Source organism: Promicromonospora sp. NFX87 (assembly GCF_048564965.1).
Classification (GTDB): Bacteria; Actinomycetota; Actinomycetes; order Actinomycetales; family Cellulomonadaceae; genus Promicromonospora.
The window spans coordinates 1,811,202-1,828,684 of sequence record NZ_CP183413.1; the positions used below are offsets into that span (position 1 = coordinate 1,811,202).

The 17,483-nt window shown below is 73.0% G+C and carries 15 protein-coding genes; 10 read left to right on the forward strand and 5 right to left on the reverse strand.

Annotated features, from left to right (window positions below; all coding sequences use genetic code 11):
• Positions 1-68: 68 nt before the first annotated feature.
• The 5 genes from ACNYC2_RS08105 to ACNYC2_RS08125 all read left to right on the forward strand — a co-directional run bounded on the left by ACNYC2_RS08105 (position 69) and on the right by ACNYC2_RS08125 (position 5,508).
• The gene (locus ACNYC2_RS08105) at positions 69-848 is read left to right on the forward strand and encodes an SDR family NAD(P)-dependent oxidoreductase (RefSeq protein WP_419706534.1); all 780 of its coding nucleotides are present in this window, start codon (positions 69-71) and stop codon (positions 846-848) included.
• Between the two features lie 57 nt (positions 849-905).
• Entirely contained in the window at positions 906-2,108 is a 1,203-nt protein-coding gene (locus tag ACNYC2_RS08110; protein ID WP_419706535.1) for a serine hydrolase domain-containing protein, read from the forward strand.
• 9 nt (positions 2,109-2,117) lie between these two features.
• Complete coding sequence (locus ACNYC2_RS08115; protein ID WP_419706536.1) at positions 2,118-2,930, forward strand: DUF554 domain-containing protein; 813 nt, start codon at positions 2,118-2,120, stop codon at positions 2,928-2,930.
• Positions 2,931-3,244: 314 nt separating this feature from the next.
• Entirely contained in the window at positions 3,245-4,384 is a 1,140-nt protein-coding gene (locus ACNYC2_RS08120; protein ID WP_419706537.1) for a GNAT family N-acetyltransferase, read from the forward strand.
• Between the two features lie 8 nt (positions 4,385-4,392).
• The gene (locus ACNYC2_RS08125; protein WP_419706538.1) at positions 4,393-5,508 is read left to right on the forward strand and encodes a GNAT family N-acetyltransferase; all 1,116 of its coding nucleotides are present in this window, start codon (positions 4,393-4,395) and stop codon (positions 5,506-5,508) included.
• A 118-nt stretch (positions 5,509-5,626) separates the two neighbouring features.
• Here ACNYC2_RS08125 and ACNYC2_RS08130 read toward each other — a convergent pair whose 3' ends face one another.
• Both ACNYC2_RS08130 and ACNYC2_RS08135 read right to left on the reverse strand, forming a co-directional pair.
• Positions 5,627-6,439: a TrmH family RNA methyltransferase gene (locus tag ACNYC2_RS08130; protein WP_419706539.1), complete on the reverse strand. Its 813-nt coding sequence runs from the start codon at positions 6,437-6,439 to the stop codon at positions 5,627-5,629.
• 278 nt (positions 6,440-6,717) lie between these two features.
• The gene (locus ACNYC2_RS08135; protein WP_419706540.1) at positions 6,718-7,500 is read right to left on the reverse strand and encodes an enoyl-CoA hydratase-related protein; all 783 of its coding nucleotides are present in this window, start codon (positions 7,498-7,500) and stop codon (positions 6,718-6,720) included.
• A gap of 66 nt (positions 7,501-7,566) precedes the next feature.
• On the opposite strand from ACNYC2_RS08135, the gene ACNYC2_RS08140 reads away from it, so the two are divergent.
• Positions 7,567-8,736, forward strand: coding sequence for an acyl-CoA dehydrogenase family protein (locus ACNYC2_RS08140; RefSeq protein WP_419706541.1), 1,170 nt, complete (start codon positions 7,567-7,569; stop codon positions 8,734-8,736).
• 60 nt (positions 8,737-8,796) lie between these two features.
• Here ACNYC2_RS08140 and ACNYC2_RS08145 read toward each other — a convergent pair whose 3' ends face one another.
• Both ACNYC2_RS08145 and melA read right to left on the reverse strand, forming a co-directional pair.
• Complete coding sequence (locus ACNYC2_RS08145; protein WP_419706542.1) at positions 8,797-9,435, reverse strand: TetR family transcriptional regulator; 639 nt, start codon at positions 9,433-9,435, stop codon at positions 8,797-8,799.
• A 10-nt stretch (positions 9,436-9,445) separates the two neighbouring features.
• Positions 9,446-10,840, reverse strand: coding sequence for an alpha-galactosidase (melA, locus tag ACNYC2_RS08150; RefSeq protein ID WP_419706543.1), 1,395 nt, complete (start codon positions 10,838-10,840; stop codon positions 9,446-9,448).
• Between the two features lie 120 nt (positions 10,841-10,960).
• Between melA and ACNYC2_RS08155 the strand changes: the two genes are divergently transcribed.
• The 4 genes from ACNYC2_RS08155 to ACNYC2_RS08170 all read left to right on the forward strand — a co-directional run bounded on the left by ACNYC2_RS08155 (position 10,961) and on the right by ACNYC2_RS08170 (position 16,486).
• On the forward strand, positions 10,961-11,806 hold the full coding sequence (locus ACNYC2_RS08155; RefSeq protein WP_419706544.1) for a helix-turn-helix domain-containing protein: 846 nt from the start codon (positions 10,961-10,963) through the stop codon (positions 11,804-11,806).
• Positions 11,807-11,884: 78 nt separating this feature from the next.
• On the forward strand, positions 11,885-13,450 hold the full coding sequence (locus tag ACNYC2_RS08160) for a carboxyl transferase domain-containing protein (RefSeq protein ID WP_419706545.1): 1,566 nt from the start codon (positions 11,885-11,887) through the stop codon (positions 13,448-13,450).
• Between the two features lie 5 nt (positions 13,451-13,455).
• Positions 13,456-15,546: a biotin carboxylase N-terminal domain-containing protein gene (locus ACNYC2_RS08165; protein ID WP_419706546.1), complete on the forward strand. Its 2,091-nt coding sequence runs from the start codon at positions 13,456-13,458 to the stop codon at positions 15,544-15,546.
• Positions 15,539-16,486 (forward strand): hydroxymethylglutaryl-CoA lyase, encoded by a 948-nt coding sequence (locus ACNYC2_RS08170; RefSeq protein WP_419706547.1) that lies wholly within the window; start codon positions 15,539-15,541, stop codon positions 16,484-16,486. Before ACNYC2_RS08165 ends, ACNYC2_RS08170 begins: the two co-directional genes overlap by 8 nt.
• A gap of 7 nt (positions 16,487-16,493) precedes the next feature.
• On the opposite strand, the gene ACNYC2_RS08175 is transcribed toward ACNYC2_RS08170, so the two are convergent.
• Entirely contained in the window at positions 16,494-17,393 is a 900-nt protein-coding gene (locus tag ACNYC2_RS08175) for a LysR family transcriptional regulator (RefSeq protein ID WP_419706548.1), read from the reverse strand.
• Positions 17,394-17,483: the final 90 nt, after the last annotated feature.

Consider the following 17,483-nt stretch of genomic DNA (forward strand, 5'->3'; position numbering starts at 1 on the left):
TAAGCCCCCACCCGACGCCGGTGCCGTGCGTGCCCGGCTGGCGGTATGGCGCCGGTATCGTCCCGGCCATGACGACGCACGACTACCTTGCCTCCCTGTTCTCCCTTCAGGGGCGCACCGCCGTCGTGACCGGGGGCAGCTCCGGCATCGGGCGGGCCATCGCCGAGGCCCTGGCGCAGGCCGGGGCGCGCACCGTGCTCGTGGCCCGCGGCGCCGACCGGCTCGACGACGTCGCCGCCGGCCTGCGGGAGCGCGGCTGCGCCGTCGAGACCGTCGTCGCCGACCTCTCCACGCGTGACGGCATCCACGCCGCCGCCGACGGCATCGCCGCGGCGGCGGGGGAGCCCGACATCCTCGTCAACAGCGCGGGCATCAACCTGCGGCCGCACCTGGGCGACGTCGACCAGGCGACCTGGGACGTCACCATGACCGTGAACCTCGAGGCGCCGTTCCTGCTCGGCCAGCGGTTCGCGCCCGGCATGGCCGAGCGCGGCTTCGGCCGGCTCGTCCACATCTCGTCGCAGCAGGCGCACCGCTCGTTCGTCGACAGCGGCGCCTACGGCGTCTCCAAGGGCGGCCTCGAATCGCTCGCGCGCTCCCAGTCGGAGGCGTGGTCGTCGCGCGGCGTCACGGCCAACACGCTCGTGCCCGGGTTCGTCCTCACGCCCCTGAACCAGCGACTGCAGGACGACGCCGAACGCGTCGGGGCGCTCGCCGCCCGCACCACGGTGGGCCGCAACGGCCTGCCCGAGGACTTCGCGGGCGCCGCCGTCTTCCTCGCGAGCGCGTCTTCCGGGTACGTGACGGGCCACTCGCTGTTCGTCGACGGCGGCTTCTCGGTGCACTGAGCCTGGTAGCGGGGTCTTTCGGTGCGCCGGGTGCCCCCGCCCAGAACAATGACGGGCGTGACGACGACGCGCGGCAACCAGGCAGGACCCGCAGCACACGGACGACGGCTCGGACGAGGCCTGGTGGCGCTCGCGCTGCTGGCGGGCGCTGCCGGGTGCGGTGGCCCCGGCGGCTCCGGCGACGTCGACCCGACCAGATCGGCAGAGCCGACGGAATCTACCGGGCCGACGGAGCCTGCGGAGTCGATCCTGGGCGACGCTCTTCCGGCTGGCTCCAGCGGCGCCCTCGTCGCGGGGCGGGGCACGACGATGGACCTGTGCCAGGGCTGGGGCAACCCCGACGTGGCCTCCGGGGTAGCCCCGGGCTGCGACACCGTCCTCGACATCGGGTCGATGACCAAGCAGTTCACCGCCGCCGCGATCGTGCGGCTGGACATGGACGGCCTGCTCGACATCTCCGACCCGCTCGCGGACCACCTCCCGGACGTCCCGGCGGACAAACGGTCCGTCACCATCGAGCAGCTCCTGACGCACTCCTCGGGATTCCTGGACTCGCTCGGGTCCGACGACGAGCCGCTGACCCGCGACGCCTTCCTGCGCGAGGCGCTGGGCTCCGAGCTGCTGTCCCGGCCCGGCACGACGTACCTGTACTCGAACGTCGGCTACAGCCTGCTGACCGCCGTCGTCGAGGAGGTGTCCGGCCAGGACTACGAGGCCTACCTCGCCGAGCACCTGTTCGTGCCGGCGGGCATGACCAGCACGGGTTACGTGCTGCCCGACTGGTCGAAGGAGCAGGTGGCCGCGCAGTACGACGCCGAGGGGCGCTCCCACGGCACACCGCTCGAACAGCCCTGGTCCGACGACGGTCCGTACTGGAACCTCCGCGGCAACGGCGGCCTGCTCTCCACACCCCGGGACATGTTCCGCTGGCACGTCGCGCTGCTCGACGACGTCGTCCTGGACGACGACGCCAAGCGCGAGCTGTTCGAGCCGCGCGTGCGTGAGGAGCCCGACGAGACGTACTACGCCTACGGCTGGGTGGTCGACGACCCGGAGGACCCCAGCATCCTGTGGCACAACGGGGGCAACGGCTGGTCCTACGGGGAGATCGCCCGCGACCCGGCGGGCGACACGTTCGTGTTCTGGGTGGCGAACCGGTCCGCGGGGGACGGCTGGGACCTGGGCGAGGACGGCGGGGGCATCACCTCGGCGCTCTTCGAGCGGCTGGCGAAGACGGGGGAGGCCCCGGCCGGCGGTTAGGCTCGCGCGGTGAACGTCGACATTCCCGGGCTGGGCACGCTGATCAATGTCGGGACGATCGTCGTCGGGTCGCTGCTGGGCATGGCCGTGGGGCACCGGCTGCCCCAGCGCACTCATGCGGTGGTGACCGACATCCTCGGCCTGGTGACCCTGCTCGTCGCCGCGCTGTCCGCGATGGCGGTCACCGACGCCGCCTTCGTCGCGGCCACGGGCAGCGGCGCTCCTGTGCTGATCGTGCTCGGCTCGCTGCTGATCGGCGGCATCGCGGGCTCGCTGCTGCGGATCGAGACCCGCCTCGGAGCGTTGGCGGGCACCATCCAGGGCTGGCTGGCCCGGCGGTCCGACGGCGCGCGCACGTCCCGGCGCCCGGTGCTCGTCGACGCCACCGAGACCGGCCAGGACGCGACGGCGCGCGAGCGGTTCATCGAGGGGTGGCTCACCGCGTCCCTGCTGTTCTGCGTGGGGCCGCTCGCCATCCTCGGGTCGCTCTCCGACGGCCTCGGCCGCGGCATCGACCAGCTCCTGCTGAAGTCCGTGCTCGACGGCTTCGCGGCGCTCGCGTTCGCGTCCTCGTTCGGGATCGGGGTGCTGCTGTCCGCGGTGTCGGTGGCCGTCGTCCAGGGCCTGGTGACCCTGGCCGGCGTGCTGCTCGGGTCGGTGCTGCCCGACGCCCACATCGCCGCCCTGACGGCGACGGGCGGCCTCATGCTGGTGGGCATCGGCCTGCGGCTGCTGCACATCAAGCAGATCCCGGTGGGGGACCTGCTGCCCGCCCTTCTCGTGGCGCCCCTGCTGACGCAGCTCGTGATCGTGCTGCGCTGACCCCGGGGCGGCAGGGAATGACCGGCGCTCGGCTCTGCTGAGGTGCGGGCTCGTCGAGTTCGGTCCTTTGCCGGCCGGGTTCCTTGAGTTCGGTCCTTTGCTGGCCTGGTTCCTTGAGATCGGTCCCTTGCAGCGAGATCGGTCGGTTGATTGACCGATCTCGGTGCAAGGGACCGATCTCAAGGTTCGGGGTGGTGCAAGGGACCGATCTCGCCGACGTTCGCCGCCGCCGTGCCGGGCGGGGCAGCCCCGACCCCTGCCGGTTGCCCGCAAAATCCCGTGCCCGGCGCGGGCCGGTCGCCTAGCGTGGTTGTATGCCCACGCATCCGTCCGGCCTGTTCGCCGTGCCCGACCCGGTGACCGGCCCGACGATCGCCGAACGGGCCGCCGCACCGCGCACCCCGCCCGTCCCGACGACGGGCGGCCTGACCTGGCGGATCTGGACGCGCGCGGACGTACCCGCGCTCACGGAGCTCATGAACGCCGTCGAGAAGGCGGACGGCCGCGACTGGTTCACCTCGCCCGACGAGATCGACGAACTGTTCGGCGCCCCCGTGTTCGAGGCCGCCACCGACACCCTCGTGGGCCTCGACGCCACGGGCACGATGCTCGCCCACGCGTCCGTCGAGCGTTACCCCACCGACGGCGTCAGCCTCCTGCGCGCCGCCGTGACCGGGGGAGTGCACCCCACCCGCCGCGGCGAGGGCATCGGCACCGAGCTGCTCGCCTGGGCCACCGGACGCGCGCGGCAGGCGCTCGCGGAGCTGGGCACCGACCCTGAGCTGGCCGAGCTGCCCGGCCGGATCACCGCGCACGTCTGCGACGTCGACCCGCCCGAGCGTCACGACCTGCTGCGCGCCGCGGGGTACGAGCCGGTGCGGTACTACGCCAACCTGCTGCGCGACCTGAGCGCGCCGGTGCCCGCGATCGGGCTGGAGCCGCCGCTGCGGCTGGTGCCGTGGAGCGACGCCCTGGAGGACGCGACGCGGCTGGCCCGCAACGATGCCTTCCGGGACCACTGGGGCAGCCAGCCGCGCACCCCCGAGTCATGGCGCGCGTACCGCAGCGCGTTCGCGCCGCAGTGGTCGTTCGTCGTCATCGACGAGTCGGTGCGCTATGAGGGGTCCGAGCAGGAGCAGCCCGGCGACACGACGGTGCCGCCGGGCACGCCCTACGTCGTCGGGCTGCACCTGGGCGAGCGGTACGAGCACGACTGGGAGTCGCAGGGCTACACCGCGGGCTACACGGGGCTGCTCGGCGTGCGCCGCGCGTACCGCGGACGCCGCATCGCGGCCGCTCTGCTCACGCACGCGATGCACGTCTACGCCGCCGACGGCATGCAGCGCGCCGAGCTCGACGTCGACACCGACAACCCGACGGGCGCGCCCGCCCTGTACGCCCGGCTGGGCTACACGAAGAGCGACGGCTCCACCCTGCACACGATCGAACTCTGAGGACCGCCATGAGCACCGAGATCCCGACCATCGCCCCCATCGCCGAGCGCGCCGCGCCGCCGGCGACCCTGACCATCCCCACGGCAGGCGGCCTGACCTGGCGTGCCGCCACCCGCGAGGACGCGCCGACCTGGCTGGCGCTGCGCAACCTCATCTCCCGGGCCGACGCCGAGCCGTACGTCGAGACCCTGGAGGAGATCGAGGAGATCTTCGAGGGCGCATGGCGCGACATGACGGCGGACTCCCTGCTCGGGTTCGACCCCGACGGACGCCTCGTCGCCTGGGCCCAGGTCGACAGCCCGCCCGGCGACGTGACGACGGTCCGCGCGTTCTGCTGGGGCGGCGTGCACCCCGACCGCCGCGGAGAGGGCATCGGCCGCGAGCTGCTGGCCTGGGGGACCGGTCGCGCCCGGCAGATGCTCGCGGCGTCGGGCAAGGACGTGCCCGCCCGCATCGGCGTGTTCGTCGAGGACGACGCGCCCGCGTCCAAGCACCGGCTCTACGAGCGGGCCGGGTTCGGCGTGCGCCGCTACTACTCCGACCTGGCGCGACCGCTGACCGGGTCGGACGCCGCACCCGTGCCCGACGTCGCCCTGACCGGCTCGCTGCGGCTCGTGCCGTGGTCCACCGACCTGGACGAGGCCACTCGCCTGGCGCACAACGACGCGTTCCGCGACCACTGGGGCAGCCAGCCCCAGACCCGCGAGCAGTGGCAGCAGCGGGCCGGCTTCGCGCCGGAGTGGTCGTTCGTCGTGGTCGACGACGCGCCCGACGTCGACGCCCTGCTCGCCTCGCCCGACACCGACCCCGACACCGCCGCGGCGCTCCGGGCCGGCGAGCCGCTGGTGGTGGGTTACGAGATCGCCGCCCGGTACACCGAGGACTTCGAGGTGCGCGGGTACTCGTTCGGGTACACGGACATGCTCGGTGCGCGCCGTGCCTACCGCGGCCGCAAGATCGCCCTCGCGACGCTCGCCGCGGGCATGCGGGCGTTCGCCGCCGAGGGCATGCAGTACGCGGCGCTCGACGTCGACACGGCCAACCCGAGCGGGGCCCACGGGCTGTACGCGAGCCTCGGCTACGTCAAGACGACGGGCTCCCGCATGTACTCGATAGAGCTCTGACCCACCGTCCGTTGGTCGAGCCCAACCCCGTTGGTCGAGCTTGTCGAGACCCCTGTACATATCAGAGGTCTCGACAAGCTCGACCAACGGTGGCCGAGGCGGGGCGGGTTGGTCGGGGTTACTTCGCCAGGCGTTGGCGGCGGGCCTCGTAGAGCACCACCGTCGCCGCGTTCGCCGCGTTGAGCGAGCTCGCCGAGCCCGTCATCGGGATGCTCAGCGTCACGTCCGCCGCGTCGAGCCACGCGCGCGTCAGCCCGGCGGTCTCGCTGCCGACCAGGAGCAGGACCGGCTGGGTGAGGTCGTACGCGGACACGTCGGCCTCGCCCTGCTCGTCGGTGGCGACGACCACCAGGGGCAGCCCGGCGGCGCGCCGCGCGGTCACCCACTCCATGACCTCGGCGGACGACGGCGCCCGCACCACCGGCGTCGCGAAGAACGAGCCGGTGGTGGCCCGCACCGACTTGGGGTCGTAGGCGTCGGCCGCGTGCCCGGTGGTGATCACGCAGTCGGCCCCGAACGCGTCCGCCGAGCGGATGACCGCGCCGATGTTGCCCGGCTGCGTGGGGCGGTCGAACACGACCCCGAGGAAATCGGGTCCGGCCTCTATCCGGTCCAGGTCGTCGGGCCGCATCGCGACGACGGCGAGCAGCTCGGCGTCTTCCTTCTCGGCGAGCTCGGCGAGCAGGTCGGGCGACATCTTGACGTGCTCGACGTGGGGGTGGGCCGCGAGCACGCCCCGGGCCCACTGCGAGAGGTGGCGCTCGGCGTCGTACAGGAGCGAGCGGACCTCCCAGCCGTGCTCCACGGCCATGGTGATGGGCCGCACGCCCTGCACGATGAACTCGGCGGCGCGGTGCCGCTTGTTGCGGTTGGTCAGCAGCGTCTCGAGCTGCTGGAAGCGTGCGTTGCGCGAGGAGATCCGTATGGCCACGCCCCCATCCAAACACTTGTCGACGCACGGCGGCTCTCGGCCCCCGTACCCCTGGCGGCCTTGGAGGCATGTGGTGCCGCGAGATCGGTCGGTTGCACGTGGCTTGAGGTGAGTTCGGTCGCTTGCCTTGAGATCGGTCATTCAACGGACCGATCTCAAGGCAAGCGACCGAACTCGAGCTGCGGCACAGGCAAGCGCCCGAGGTTCGCGCCGCTCCGGCAGCTGTGCCCACGAGCGCGAACCGAGTCCCGGAATCGCGGCTCAGTCGATGCAGGCGCTCAGCGCCGCAGCAGCCGCCCCATCGCGGCCCGCCCGCGTTCGGAGCTGAACAGCTGCGCGGACGTCGTGACGGCCTGGTCCACGTTGGCGTCGAACCGGGCGAGCACGTCCGCGTTGAGGAGTTCCTTGGTGGCGGTGAGCCCCTGCGGGTCGGCGGCCGCGAGCTCGGCGAGCACCGCGTCGACCTCCCGGTCGAGCGCGTCCAGCGGCACGGACTGGGTCACGAGCCCCCAGGCGGCGGCCTCTGCGGCGGTGAACGGCGCGCCGGTCAGGAACGTGCGCGACGCCGCGCGCGGCGTCATCCGCGGGAGCACCGCCAGCGAGATGACGGCGGGTGCCAGCGCGAGGCGGGCCTCGGTGAAGGCGTAGGTGATGTGGTCGGCGCTGATCGCGACGTCGCACGCGGCGACCAGCCCGATCCCGCCCGCTCGCACGGGCCCGTGCACGCGCGCCACCACGGGTTTCGGCAGCGCGAGGATCGTGCGCAGCAGCTCGGCGAGGCGTCGTGCGGAGTCGGTCATGCCGTCGCGCAGGGCCTCGGTGAGGTCGGCGCCCGAGCAGAACGCGGGACCCTCCGCGGCCAGGACCACCGCGTGGACGTCGTCGTACGCGGCGCGGTTCAGGGCGGCCCGGAGCTGGTCGAGCAGGGCGTGCGAGAGGGCGTTGCGGCGCTCCTGGCTGTCGAGCGTGATCCGGGCGTAGGACGCCGTCCGGCCGTCCGGCAGTGCGTCCGGCAGGTCGAGCCCTACGACGTCGTAGGTGACCTGGCTCTGGTCGGGCATAGGAAGTCCTCCGGTGGGCCTGGCGCGATGAGGTTAATGGTGGTTAACCTCTGTGGCATGCCTAACATGCATACCTCACCAGAGAACCCGGGGCACACCAAGCTCCGGGACGCGGTACGGGAGTTCGCCGACCGCGAGATCGCGCCCCACATCGGCCGATGGGACAGGGAGAGTCGCCTGCCCGTCGAGCTGGTGCACCAGATGGGACAGCTGGGCCTGTTCGGCCTGACCGCCCCGGAGGAATACGGCGGGTCCGACCTCGGGCTCACCGGGCTCAGCATCGCCGTCGAGGAGATCGGCCGCGTGGACCAGTCGGTAGGCATCACGCTCGGGGCCGGCGTCGGCCTCGGGGTGGGAACGCTGCTGGCCTACGGCACCGACGAGCAGAAGAACAGGTGGCTGCCGGACCTCGTGGCCGGCCGCACCCTCGGGGCCTTCGGCCTCACCGAACCCGGCGCGGGCAGCGACGCCAACGCCATGTCCACGACCGCCGAGCTGGTGGACGGCCAGTGGGTCGTCAACGGCGCCAAGCAGTTCATCACCAACTCCGGCACCCCGATCACCAGCGTCTGCACCGTCGCGGCGCGCACGGGCACCCTGCCCGACGGCCGGCCGGAGCTCAGCGCCGTCATCGTCCCCACGGACACCCCGGGGTTCGTCGTCGAGCCCCTGCACGACAAGATGAGCTGGCGCGCCGTGGACACCCACGCCCTGCGCTTCGAGGACGTGCGCGTTCCCGAGGCCTACCTGCTCGGCGAGCGGGGCAACGGCTTCAAGCAGCTCATGATCTGCCTCAACACGGGCCGGGTCGCCGTCGCGGCGCTGGCCACCGGCTGCATCCAGGCCATGCTGGACCTCACGGTGGAGCACGCCGGTGTGCGCCCCACGTTCGGTGGTCCGATCGGCCGCAAGCAGGGCGTCGCCTTCCAGATCGCGGACATCGAGGTGATGCTCCAGGCGAGCCGGGCGCTCACCTACCGGGCCGCGGCGCTCAAGGACGAGGGCGCGCCGCTCGACGAGTTCCGGCGGGCGTCGTCCGTCGCCAAGCTGTACGCCACGGAGTCCGCCGTGACGGCCACGCGCATCGCGGCGCAGGTGTTCGGCGGGTACGGCGTCATGGAGGACGGCCCGATCGCCCGCTTCTACCGCGACGCCAAGGTCCTGGAGATAGGCGAGGGCACGTCAGAGCTCCAACGCATGCTGATAGCGAGGGGCTTGGGTCTGCCTGTCGAGTAGTCAGTTGAGTGCTGGATATTTGTCCTCCCGAACCGTTTCGAGAGGACAAATATCCAGCACTCAACGGTCTGGGAGGAGGGCCGAGCGGGCCATGCTCGTCAGCAAGTCGCGCATGGTTTCGCGGCCTATGCGGGCGCTGTGGGGGGTCGAGTTCAGGAGGCCGAACGCCGCCTGGACCGCCGCCCGCGCCTGCGGGGCGGACAGGTCCGGGCGCAGCGGCGCCAGCGCGTCGCACCACACGTCGACGTAGGCGAGCTGGCGCTTGCGGACCTGCGCCTGCGCCTCGGCCCCGAGCGCGGCCCACTCCCGCTCCTGCACGACGATCAGTGCCGGGCTGTCGAGCGCGAAGTCGGCGTGCCTCGCGATCAGGGCCGCCAGCGCGGCCTCGGCCCCAGTTGCGTCGGCCCCCGCGGCCTTGCCCCCCGCTGCCTCGGCCCTTGCGGTACCGGCACCAGGCTGTCCGACGGCGGAGCGCGCCCCGCCGTCGGACAGCAGCTCGCGCGCGCCCGCCAGCAGCTGGTCGGAGGCGTGCAGCAGGCACTGCCCGAGGATGTCCTCCTTGCCCGCGAAGTGTTTGTACAGCGCGGGGCCGGAGACGCCGACGGCCGCGCCGATGTCTCCCATCGAGACGCCGTGGAAGCCACGGGCGGCGAACAGGTCGGCTGCCGTGCTCAGGATCTGCTGCCTGCGCGGGGTCACGGAAGGCAGTCTATGAGCGAGCCCCCGCCAGCTGTTCCGTCAGGGAGGCCGGCAGCAGCGCCGCGTGCGCGGCGAGCAGCTCGTCGGTCATCGCACGGATCTGCTCCAGCGTGCAGTGCGCGGACGTGAGCGGGTCCAGCGCGACGGCGTGGTGCACGTGCTCGACGTCGCCGGTCAGCGCGGCGCGGACCGCGAGCGTCTGCACGTTGGTGTTCGTGCGGTTGATCGCCGCGAGCTGGGGCGGCAGGTCGCCGAACGACGTCGGCTGCACGCCGTTGGCGTCGACCAGGCAGGCGACCTCGACGCACGCGTCGTCGGGCAGGTTGGTGATGACCCGGCCCGCGTTGGGCACGTTGCCGTACACGACCGCCGGCACCCCCGTGACCACGGCGTTCACGATGGAGGCCCCGTACTCGACGGACGGGCTCAGGTCCGCCTTGAGGCGTTCGAGCTGCTCGTCGACGTCGCCCTGCTCGTCGTGCGCGGCGCAGATCTCGAAGTAGTCCCAGCGCTCCGGGATGAACTCGAGGGTGGTGTCGGCGTCCTTGCGGAAGTGCGGCACGTACTCCGACGCGTGGTGGCTGGACTCCGTCTCGAAGTAGCCGAAGTGGTTCATCAGCGAGGTGCGTACCTGCTCGTTGCCGCCCTCGTAGTTGCTTGCCGCGATGGCCGCCTCGGAGTGGTCGCCGTCGTCGGACAGCAGGCCCGACGCCCCGCGGGCAGGCTGGTGGCGCTCTTTCATCACCTCGCGCAGGCGCGGGTAGAGGTCCTCGGTGCCGTGCCGGAAGTCGACGATCCACGCCTGGTGGTTGATGCCGGCGCAGCGGAAGGACACCTCGTCGTACGGGACGCCCAGCGTGCGCGCGAGCATCCGGGTCGTGCCCTGCACGCTGTGGCACAGCCCCACGGTGCGCAGCCCGAGCGCGTTGAGGTACGCGGTGGCCATGGCCATCGGGTTGGCGTAGTTGATGAACTGGGCGTCCGGGCACACGTCGAGGGCATCGGCCGCGATGGCCTGATAGGCGGGCACGGAACGCAGGAACCGGAAGACGCCGCCCGGGCCCACGGTGTCCCCGACCGGCTGGTCGACGCCGTAGCGCCGCGGGATCTCGACGTCGTGCCGGTAGGACTCCACGCCGCCCACCTGGAACGTGATGATCACGAAGTCGGCGTCGCGCAGGGCCGCGCGCCGGTCGGTCGTCTGCTCGACCACCGTGGGCAGGCCGTGGTGGGCCACGAGCTCCCGGGTGGCCGTCGCCACCCGGTCGAGACGCCCGGCGTCGAGGTCCATGAGGCTGAGGGTGGCGCCGCGCAGCGCCGGGAAGCTGAGCAGGTCGCCGATGAGGCGCAGCGGGAAGACGAAGCCACCGGCGCCGATGATGGTGATCTTGGGAGAATGAGCCATACGGCGACGCTAGGCCAGAGGATGGCGGTCACACCTCCGGCTGCGTGCCCCGACTCTCCGGGATCCTCCGGTCCGCGCCGCGGCCGTACGGGGCTCGTGTGTGGCCCTATGCTCCCGCTCATGGCGCTCGCGGACGACGAGGTGGAGCTGAACGAACCCGCCCTGTGGGTGCAGCGGGGCGCGCCGCCGGTGATGATGCGGCCGCACCGGCACGACGACCTGGAGCTCAACCTCGTGCATGCGGGCCGGCTCGAGTACCTCTTCGGCGGCTCGTTCCTGCGGGTGGAGGCGGGGGAGGTGGCGCTGTTCTGGGGCGGGACCCCGCACCAGCTCGTGGAGCCCGGCGCGACGCCGACCGACGTCTCGTGGGTGCACCTCCCGCTCACCGAGGTGCTGAGCTGGGCGCTGCCCACGGAGCAGATGGCGGTCCTGCTGCGGGCGCGGCCCGTCGTCGTGCCGACGTCTGCCCTGGTGCGGGACGTCGGCGCCCTCTTCGAGAGCTGGCGCCACGACGTCCAGGACGGCGGGTACGGCACCGTCGTCATGCTGGAGGCCCAGGCGTTCGTGCGGCGGGTCCTGACCCGTGCGGCGCAGGACGACGCGGAGGTCCGGACGACGCCGTACGCGCCGGACCCCCGGGCCGGGGCCGCGGGGCGCGCCGCTGCGATGGCCCAGTTCGTGGCCGAGCACTACCGGACGCCGATCACCGCCGCCGACGTGGCCCGCGCCGTCCACCTGAGCCCCAGCCACGCGATGACGCTCTTCAAGCGGGTCGTCGGCACGACGGTCGGCACGTACATCGCGCGGTGCCGCGTCGCGGAGGCGCAGCGGCTGCTCATCACCTCGGACCGCACCACCGCCGAGATCGCGCACGCGTCCGGGTTCACCGCCCAGAGCAGCTTCTACGACACCTTCCGGCAGGTGTGCGGCACCGCACCGGGCGACTACCGCCGCAGCTTTCGCTGAGGCCTTCGCCGAGGCTCCAGCCGGCGAACCGCGCGCCAGGGGTTAACGATCATTAACCAGCGGACTATGCTGCGACACGTGGCCATCAACACCGCCGTTGGAACGGACCTACGCACCCTCACCGCGCAGCTGCGCGACCGCCTCGCGCGCGTGCGCGAGGGCGGCTCGACCGCGGCGCGCGACAAGCACACGGCCCGCGGCAAGCTGCTCGCCCGCGACCGCGTCGACCGCCTGCTCGACCCCGGCAGCGCGTTCCTGGAGATCGGGGCGCTCGCGGCCTACGACATGTACGGCGGCGAGTGGGCGGTGCCGAGCGCCGGCATCGTCACGGGCATCGGCAGGGTCGCGGGGCGCGAGTGCGTGATCGTCGCCAACGACGCCACCGTCAAGGGCGGCACCTACTACCCGATGACGGTCAAGAAGCACCTGCGCGCGCAGCAGGTCGCCGCCGAGAACCACCTGCCCTGCATCTATCTGGTGGACTCCGGCGGCGCGTACCTGCCGATGCAGGACGAGGTGTTCCCCGACCGGGAGCACTTCGGGCGCATCTTCTACAACCAGGCCAACCTGTCCGCCCGGGGGATCCCGCAGGTCGCGGCGGTCATGGGGTCCTGCACGGCGGGTGGCGCGTACGTCCCCGCGATGAGCGACGAGGCGGTCATCGTGCGCGACGAGGGCACGATCTTCCTCGGCGGGCCGCCCCTGGTGCAGGCCGCCACGGGCGAGGTCGTGACGGCGGAGGAGCTCGGCGGCGGCCTGGTGCACACGACGACGTCGGGCGTCGCGGACCACCTGGCCGACGACGACGCGCACGCCCTGCGCATCGTCCGCGAGATCATCGGCACCACCACCGGAGCTGCGCGGACCCCGAGCCTGGAGCGGGTGGTGCCCGAGGAGCCGGAGCTGGACCCCGACGGCCTCTACGACGTGCCCGCCGACCCCCGCACGCCCTACGACGTGCGCGACGTCATCCGCCGCATCGTCGACGGCTCGCAGCTCACCGAGTTCAAGGCCCGGTACGGCGAGACCCTGGTCTGCGCCTTCGCCCGCATCGACGGGTACCAGGTCGGGATCGTCGCGAACAACGGCATCCTGTTCTCCGAGTCGGCGCTCAAGGGCGCGCACTTCGTGCAGCTCTGCGACCAGCGGTGCATCCCGATCGTGTTCCTGCAGAACATCGCCGGGTTCATGGTCGGCAAGGAGTACGAGCACCGCGGCATCGCCAAGGACGGCGCCAAGCTCGTCACCGCCGTGGCCTGCACGTCGGTGCCGCGGTTCACGGTGGTGCTCGGCGGCTCGTTCGGCGCCGGGAACTACGGCATGAGCGGCCGCGCCTATGACCCCCGGTTCCTCTGGATGTGGCCCGGCGCCCGCATCTCCGTCATGGGCGGCGAGCAGGCGGCGTCCGTCCTCGCGACCGTGCAGCGCGACCTCGCCGACGCCCCGCCCGAGCAGGTCGAGGCGTTCAAGGACCCGATCCGCGCCCAGTACGAGACCCAGGGCAACCCCTACTACGCCACCGCCCGCCTCTGGGACGACGGCGTGATCGACCCCGCCGACACCCGCCGCGTCCTCGCGCTCGGCCTGGCCGCCGCAGCGAACGCCCCGATCGCCGAGCCGTCCTACGGCATCTTCCGGATGTGACCAACATGCCCAACACTCTGCTGATCGCCAACCGCGGCGAGATCGCCCTGCGGATCATCCGCACCGCGCGCCGCCTCGGGCTGCGCACGGTCGCCGTCTACTCCGACGCCGACGCCGCCGCGCCGCACACCCGCGCCGCCGACGTCGCCGTCCGCATCGGCCCGACGCCTGCCGCCGAGTCCTACCTGTCGATCCCCGCCCTGCTCGCGGCCGCGAAGGAGACCGGCGCCGACGCCGTCCACCCCGGCTACGGGTTCCTGTCCGAGCAGGCCGACTTCGCGCGCGCCGTCATCGGCGCCGGGCTGACCTGGGTGGGGCCGCCGCCCGACGCGATGGACGCGATGGGGCGCAAGGACACCTCGCGGAAGATCGCGGAGGCGGCGGGCGTGCCGATGCTGGCGCTGTCGGTGGCCGAGCCTGTCGAGACCCCTCCGTTGGTTGAGCTTGTCGAAACCACTCCGCTTGTCGAGACCGGGGCCCCGACAAGCTCGACCAACGGGGCGGGGTTCCCGCTGCTCGTCAAGGCCGCCGCAGGTGGTGGCGGCAAGGGCATGCGGATCGTGCGCAGCCCGGAGGAGCTCGGCTCCTCGATCGCCGCCGCCCGCCGCGAGGCCGCCGCCGCGTTCGGCGACGACACGGTCCTCCTGGAGCGGTACGTCGAACGCGGCAGGCACGTCGAGGTGCAGATCCTCGCCGACGAGCACGGCAACGTCCTGCATCTGCACGAGCGCGACTGCTCGGCCCAGCGCCGGCACCAGAAGGTCCTGGAGGAGGCGCCCGCACCCGGCCTCGACCCGGCCCTGCGCGACGCGCTCCACGAGTGGGCCGTCCGGCTGGCCCGGGAGGTCGGGTACACGGGCGTCGGGACGGCGGAGTTCCTGGTGGAGGTTCCGGGGGTCTCGACAGGCTCGACCAACGGTGGCCCGACCGGCGGTGGTGGCTCGACCGGCGGTGGGGGCTCGATCGGCAGTGCCTGGTTCCTCGAGATGAACACCCGCCTCCAGGTCGAGCACCCCGTCACCGAAGAGGTCGTCACGGTCCGCGGCGAACGCATCGACCTGGTCGAGCAGCAGCTCCGCGTCGCGGCGGGGGAGCCGCTGGGCTTTGCCCAGGACGACGTCGCCGTCACCGGCCACGCGATCGAGGCGCGCATCTACGCCGAGGACGCGTTCGGCGGGTTCCTGCCCCAGGCCGGGACGGCGACGCGGGTGCGGTGGCCGGCCGGCGACGGCGTTCGGGTCGAGGCCGGCATCGAGGACGGCACCGTCGTCCCCGCCGCCTACGACCCCATGGTCGGCAAGGTCATCGCCCGCGGCGCCGACCGCGAGGCCGCCCGGCGCGGCCTCGTCGCGGCCCTCGACGCGACCGCCATCGGCGGCCTGGTGACCAACACCGGGTTCGTGCGGGCGCTCGCGGACTCCGACGCGTTCCGCGACGGCGAGGTGCACACCGCCTGGCTGGACTCCCACCCGCTGCCTGCCCCGGACCCGGCGTCCGCCATGGTGGCGGCAGCCTGGACCGTCGCGACGGCCGCGGTAGCCGACGGCGGAGACGGCTGGCGCCTCGGCGGGCCGCCCGCCGACACCTGGGTCGAGCTGGACGACGCGGTGCTCCGCGTGAGCACCGCCCGGGGCGAGGTGCGCCGCGCGGGCGAGCCGCCGACGTCGTGCCGAGCGGTGGGCGGTCCGGTGGGCAGCGCTGTGGGCGGGGGTCCAGGCGACGGGCTGCTCGCGCTGGACGGCGTGACCGCGCGGTTCACGGTGGACGTCGGCCCGCGCTCGGTCGAGGTGAGCACCCACGGGCACACGTTCCGGTTCGTCCGGCCGAGTGCCTCGGGCGTCGCGGCGGCCGAGCTGTCCGACGGCGTCGTGCTCGCCGCGATGCCCGGCACGCTCGCCCGCGTCGAGGTGCGGGACGGCGACCTGGTGGTCGCCGGGCAGCCGCTCGGCGTGCTGGAAGCGATGAAGATGGAGGTCGCGCTCCTGGCCCCGGCGGACGGCGTGGTGCGGGTCCGGGCGGCGGCCGGCGATCAGGTCGCGGCGCGGCAGGTGCTCTTCGAGATGGAGCCCGAGCAGGAGAAGGAGAGCGATGTCTGAGCAGCTCCGGCGCCCCCAGGTGGTGCCCGACCCGAGCCTGCCCGACCGCGTGACCATCTACGAGGTGGGCGCGCGCGACGGCCTGCAGAACGAGAAGGCGGTGGTCCCGGCGGCGGTGAAGGTGGGCCTGGTCGAGCGGCTGCTCGACGCCGGCCTGCCGTACGTCGAGGCCACGAGCCTCGTGCACCCGCGCTGGGTGCCCCAGCTGGCCGACGCCGAGGAGGTGCTCGCCGCGCTGGTGGACCGGCTCGGCGACCGCGCGCGCGACCTGCCCGTGCTGGTGCCCAACGAACGCGGGCTGGAGCGGGCGTACGACCTCGGGCTGCGGCACATCGCGGTCTTCGCCAGCGCCACCGACACCTTCGCGCGGCGGAACCTGAACCGTTCGCTGGACGAGCAGTGGGCGATGTTCGAGCCGGTCATGACGCGCGCCCGCGCGGCGGGGATGCGCGTGCGGGCCTACGTGTCCATGTGCTTCGGCGACCCGTGGGAGGGCGACGTGCCGCTGGACCAGGTGGTCGCGGCGGGCAAGCGGCTCATGGACCTCGGGGCGGAGCAGCTCTCGCTCGGGGACACGATCGGCGTCGGGACGCCGGGGCACGTCGTCGCGCTCCTGGACGCGCTGAACGCCGCGGGTCTGCCCGACGACGTGCTGGCGCTGCACGCCCACGACACCTACGGCCAGGCCCTCGGCAACGTGGCCGCCGCCCTCCGGCACGGCGTGACGACCTTCGACACGTCGGCGGGCGGGCTCGGCGGGTGCCCGTACGCGGAGTCGGCCACGGGGAACCTCGCCACGGAGGACCTGCTCTGGATGCTCGACGGGCTCGGGATCACCACCGGCGTCTCGATGCCGCGGCTGGTCGAGACGGGCACCTGGCTGGAGGGGCACCTGGGGCGCCCGTCGCCCAGCCGGGTGCTGCAGGCGCTGCGGCCTTGAGGCCCGGCTAGGCCCGTTCCGGGACGGGCGCCTCCGCCGTCAGCCGGTGCAGCAGCGCCAGCGCAGCCTCGACCGGGCGCGTGGCGCGCGGCCGGCTGACGGAGTGCAGCGAGAAGGGGAGCGCCGGGTCCAGGGGCCGGGTCACCGCACCCGGGGCCGGGCGCAGCACGAAGGTGGGCGCCACGGCGACGCCCAGCCCGGCGGCGACGAACCGCGAGACGAGCCCCATGTCCGGGCTCTCGACGACGACGTCCCGGCGCAGCCCGCGTGCGGCCAGCACCCGTTCGACGACCACCCGGTGGCCGAACCCGGGCGGGCCGTCGACGAACGGCTCGTCGATGAGCTCGTCGAGCGAGAGCACGTCGCGTCGCGCCAGCTCGTGGGACTCGGGGACCACCGCCACGAACGTGTCCACCAGGATCTCGTGCGTGCGCAGGCCCTTGAGGTCGGCGAGCGGGAGCCCGGTGATCGCGACGTCGAGGCGGCCGGCGCGGACGTCGTCGGCCAGGCCGGTGGAACCGGTGGGGGAGGCCACGACGCTGAGCGTGACCCCCGGGTAGAGCTCGTGGAACCGCCCGGCGAAGGTGGGGGCGTCGACCACGTCGGAGTTGGCGAAGACGCCGAGGCGCAGCCGCCCGCGCAGCCCGCTCTCGGCCGCGGCCACGGCGTCGAACACGCGGTCCACGGACTCGATCGCGGCGCGCGCCTCGGGCAGGAGCGCCCGCCCGGCGTCGGACAGCTCGACCCGCCGGGTGGTGCGGACGAAGAGGGTGGCGCGGACCTCGCGCTCGAGCGTGCGCACGCCCGCCGACACGGCCGACTGGACGGTCTGCAGCCGCTGCGCGGCGCGCGTGAAGCTGCCCTCCTCCGCGACGGCGATGAAGTACTCCAGGTGCCGGGTGTCCATCCGTCGAGTATCGGTCATATATCGCGGATCGCGATAAGCGCGATCGGAATGATTCGCTTGTGTGGATCAATGGGCGGTCGCAGACTGCGG

Bases quoted from the DNA above. Each gene is read 5' to 3' on its own strand.
- ACNYC2_RS08105 (WP_419706534.1), top strand. From the start codon at position 69: ATGACGACGCACGACTACCTTGCCTCCCTGTTCTCCCTTCAGGGGCGC.
- ACNYC2_RS08120 (WP_419706537.1), top strand. From the start codon at position 3,245: ATGCCCACGCATCCGTCCGGCCTGTTCGCCGTGCCCGACCCGGTGACC.
- ACNYC2_RS08125 (WP_419706538.1), top strand. From the start codon at position 4,393: ATGAGCACCGAGATCCCGACCATCGCCCCCATCGCCGAGCGCGCCGCG.
- ACNYC2_RS08135 (WP_419706540.1), bottom strand. From the start codon at position 7,500: ATGCCCGACCAGAGCCAGGTCACCTACGACGTCGTAGGGCTCGACCTG.
- ACNYC2_RS08140 (WP_419706541.1), top strand. From the start codon at position 7,567: ATGCATACCTCACCAGAGAACCCGGGGCACACCAAGCTCCGGGACGCG.
- melA (WP_419706543.1), bottom strand. From the start codon at position 10,840: ATGGCTCATTCTCCCAAGATCACCATCATCGGCGCCGGTGGCTTCGTC.
- ACNYC2_RS08155 (WP_419706544.1), top strand. From the start codon at position 10,961: ATGGCGCTCGCGGACGACGAGGTGGAGCTGAACGAACCCGCCCTGTGG.
- ACNYC2_RS08165 (WP_419706546.1), top strand. From the start codon at position 13,456: ATGCCCAACACTCTGCTGATCGCCAACCGCGGCGAGATCGCCCTGCGG.
- ACNYC2_RS08170 (WP_419706547.1), top strand. From the start codon at position 15,539: ATGTCTGAGCAGCTCCGGCGCCCCCAGGTGGTGCCCGACCCGAGCCTG.
- ACNYC2_RS08175 (WP_419706548.1), bottom strand. From the start codon at position 17,393: ATGGACACCCGGCACCTGGAGTACTTCATCGCCGTCGCGGAGGAGGGC.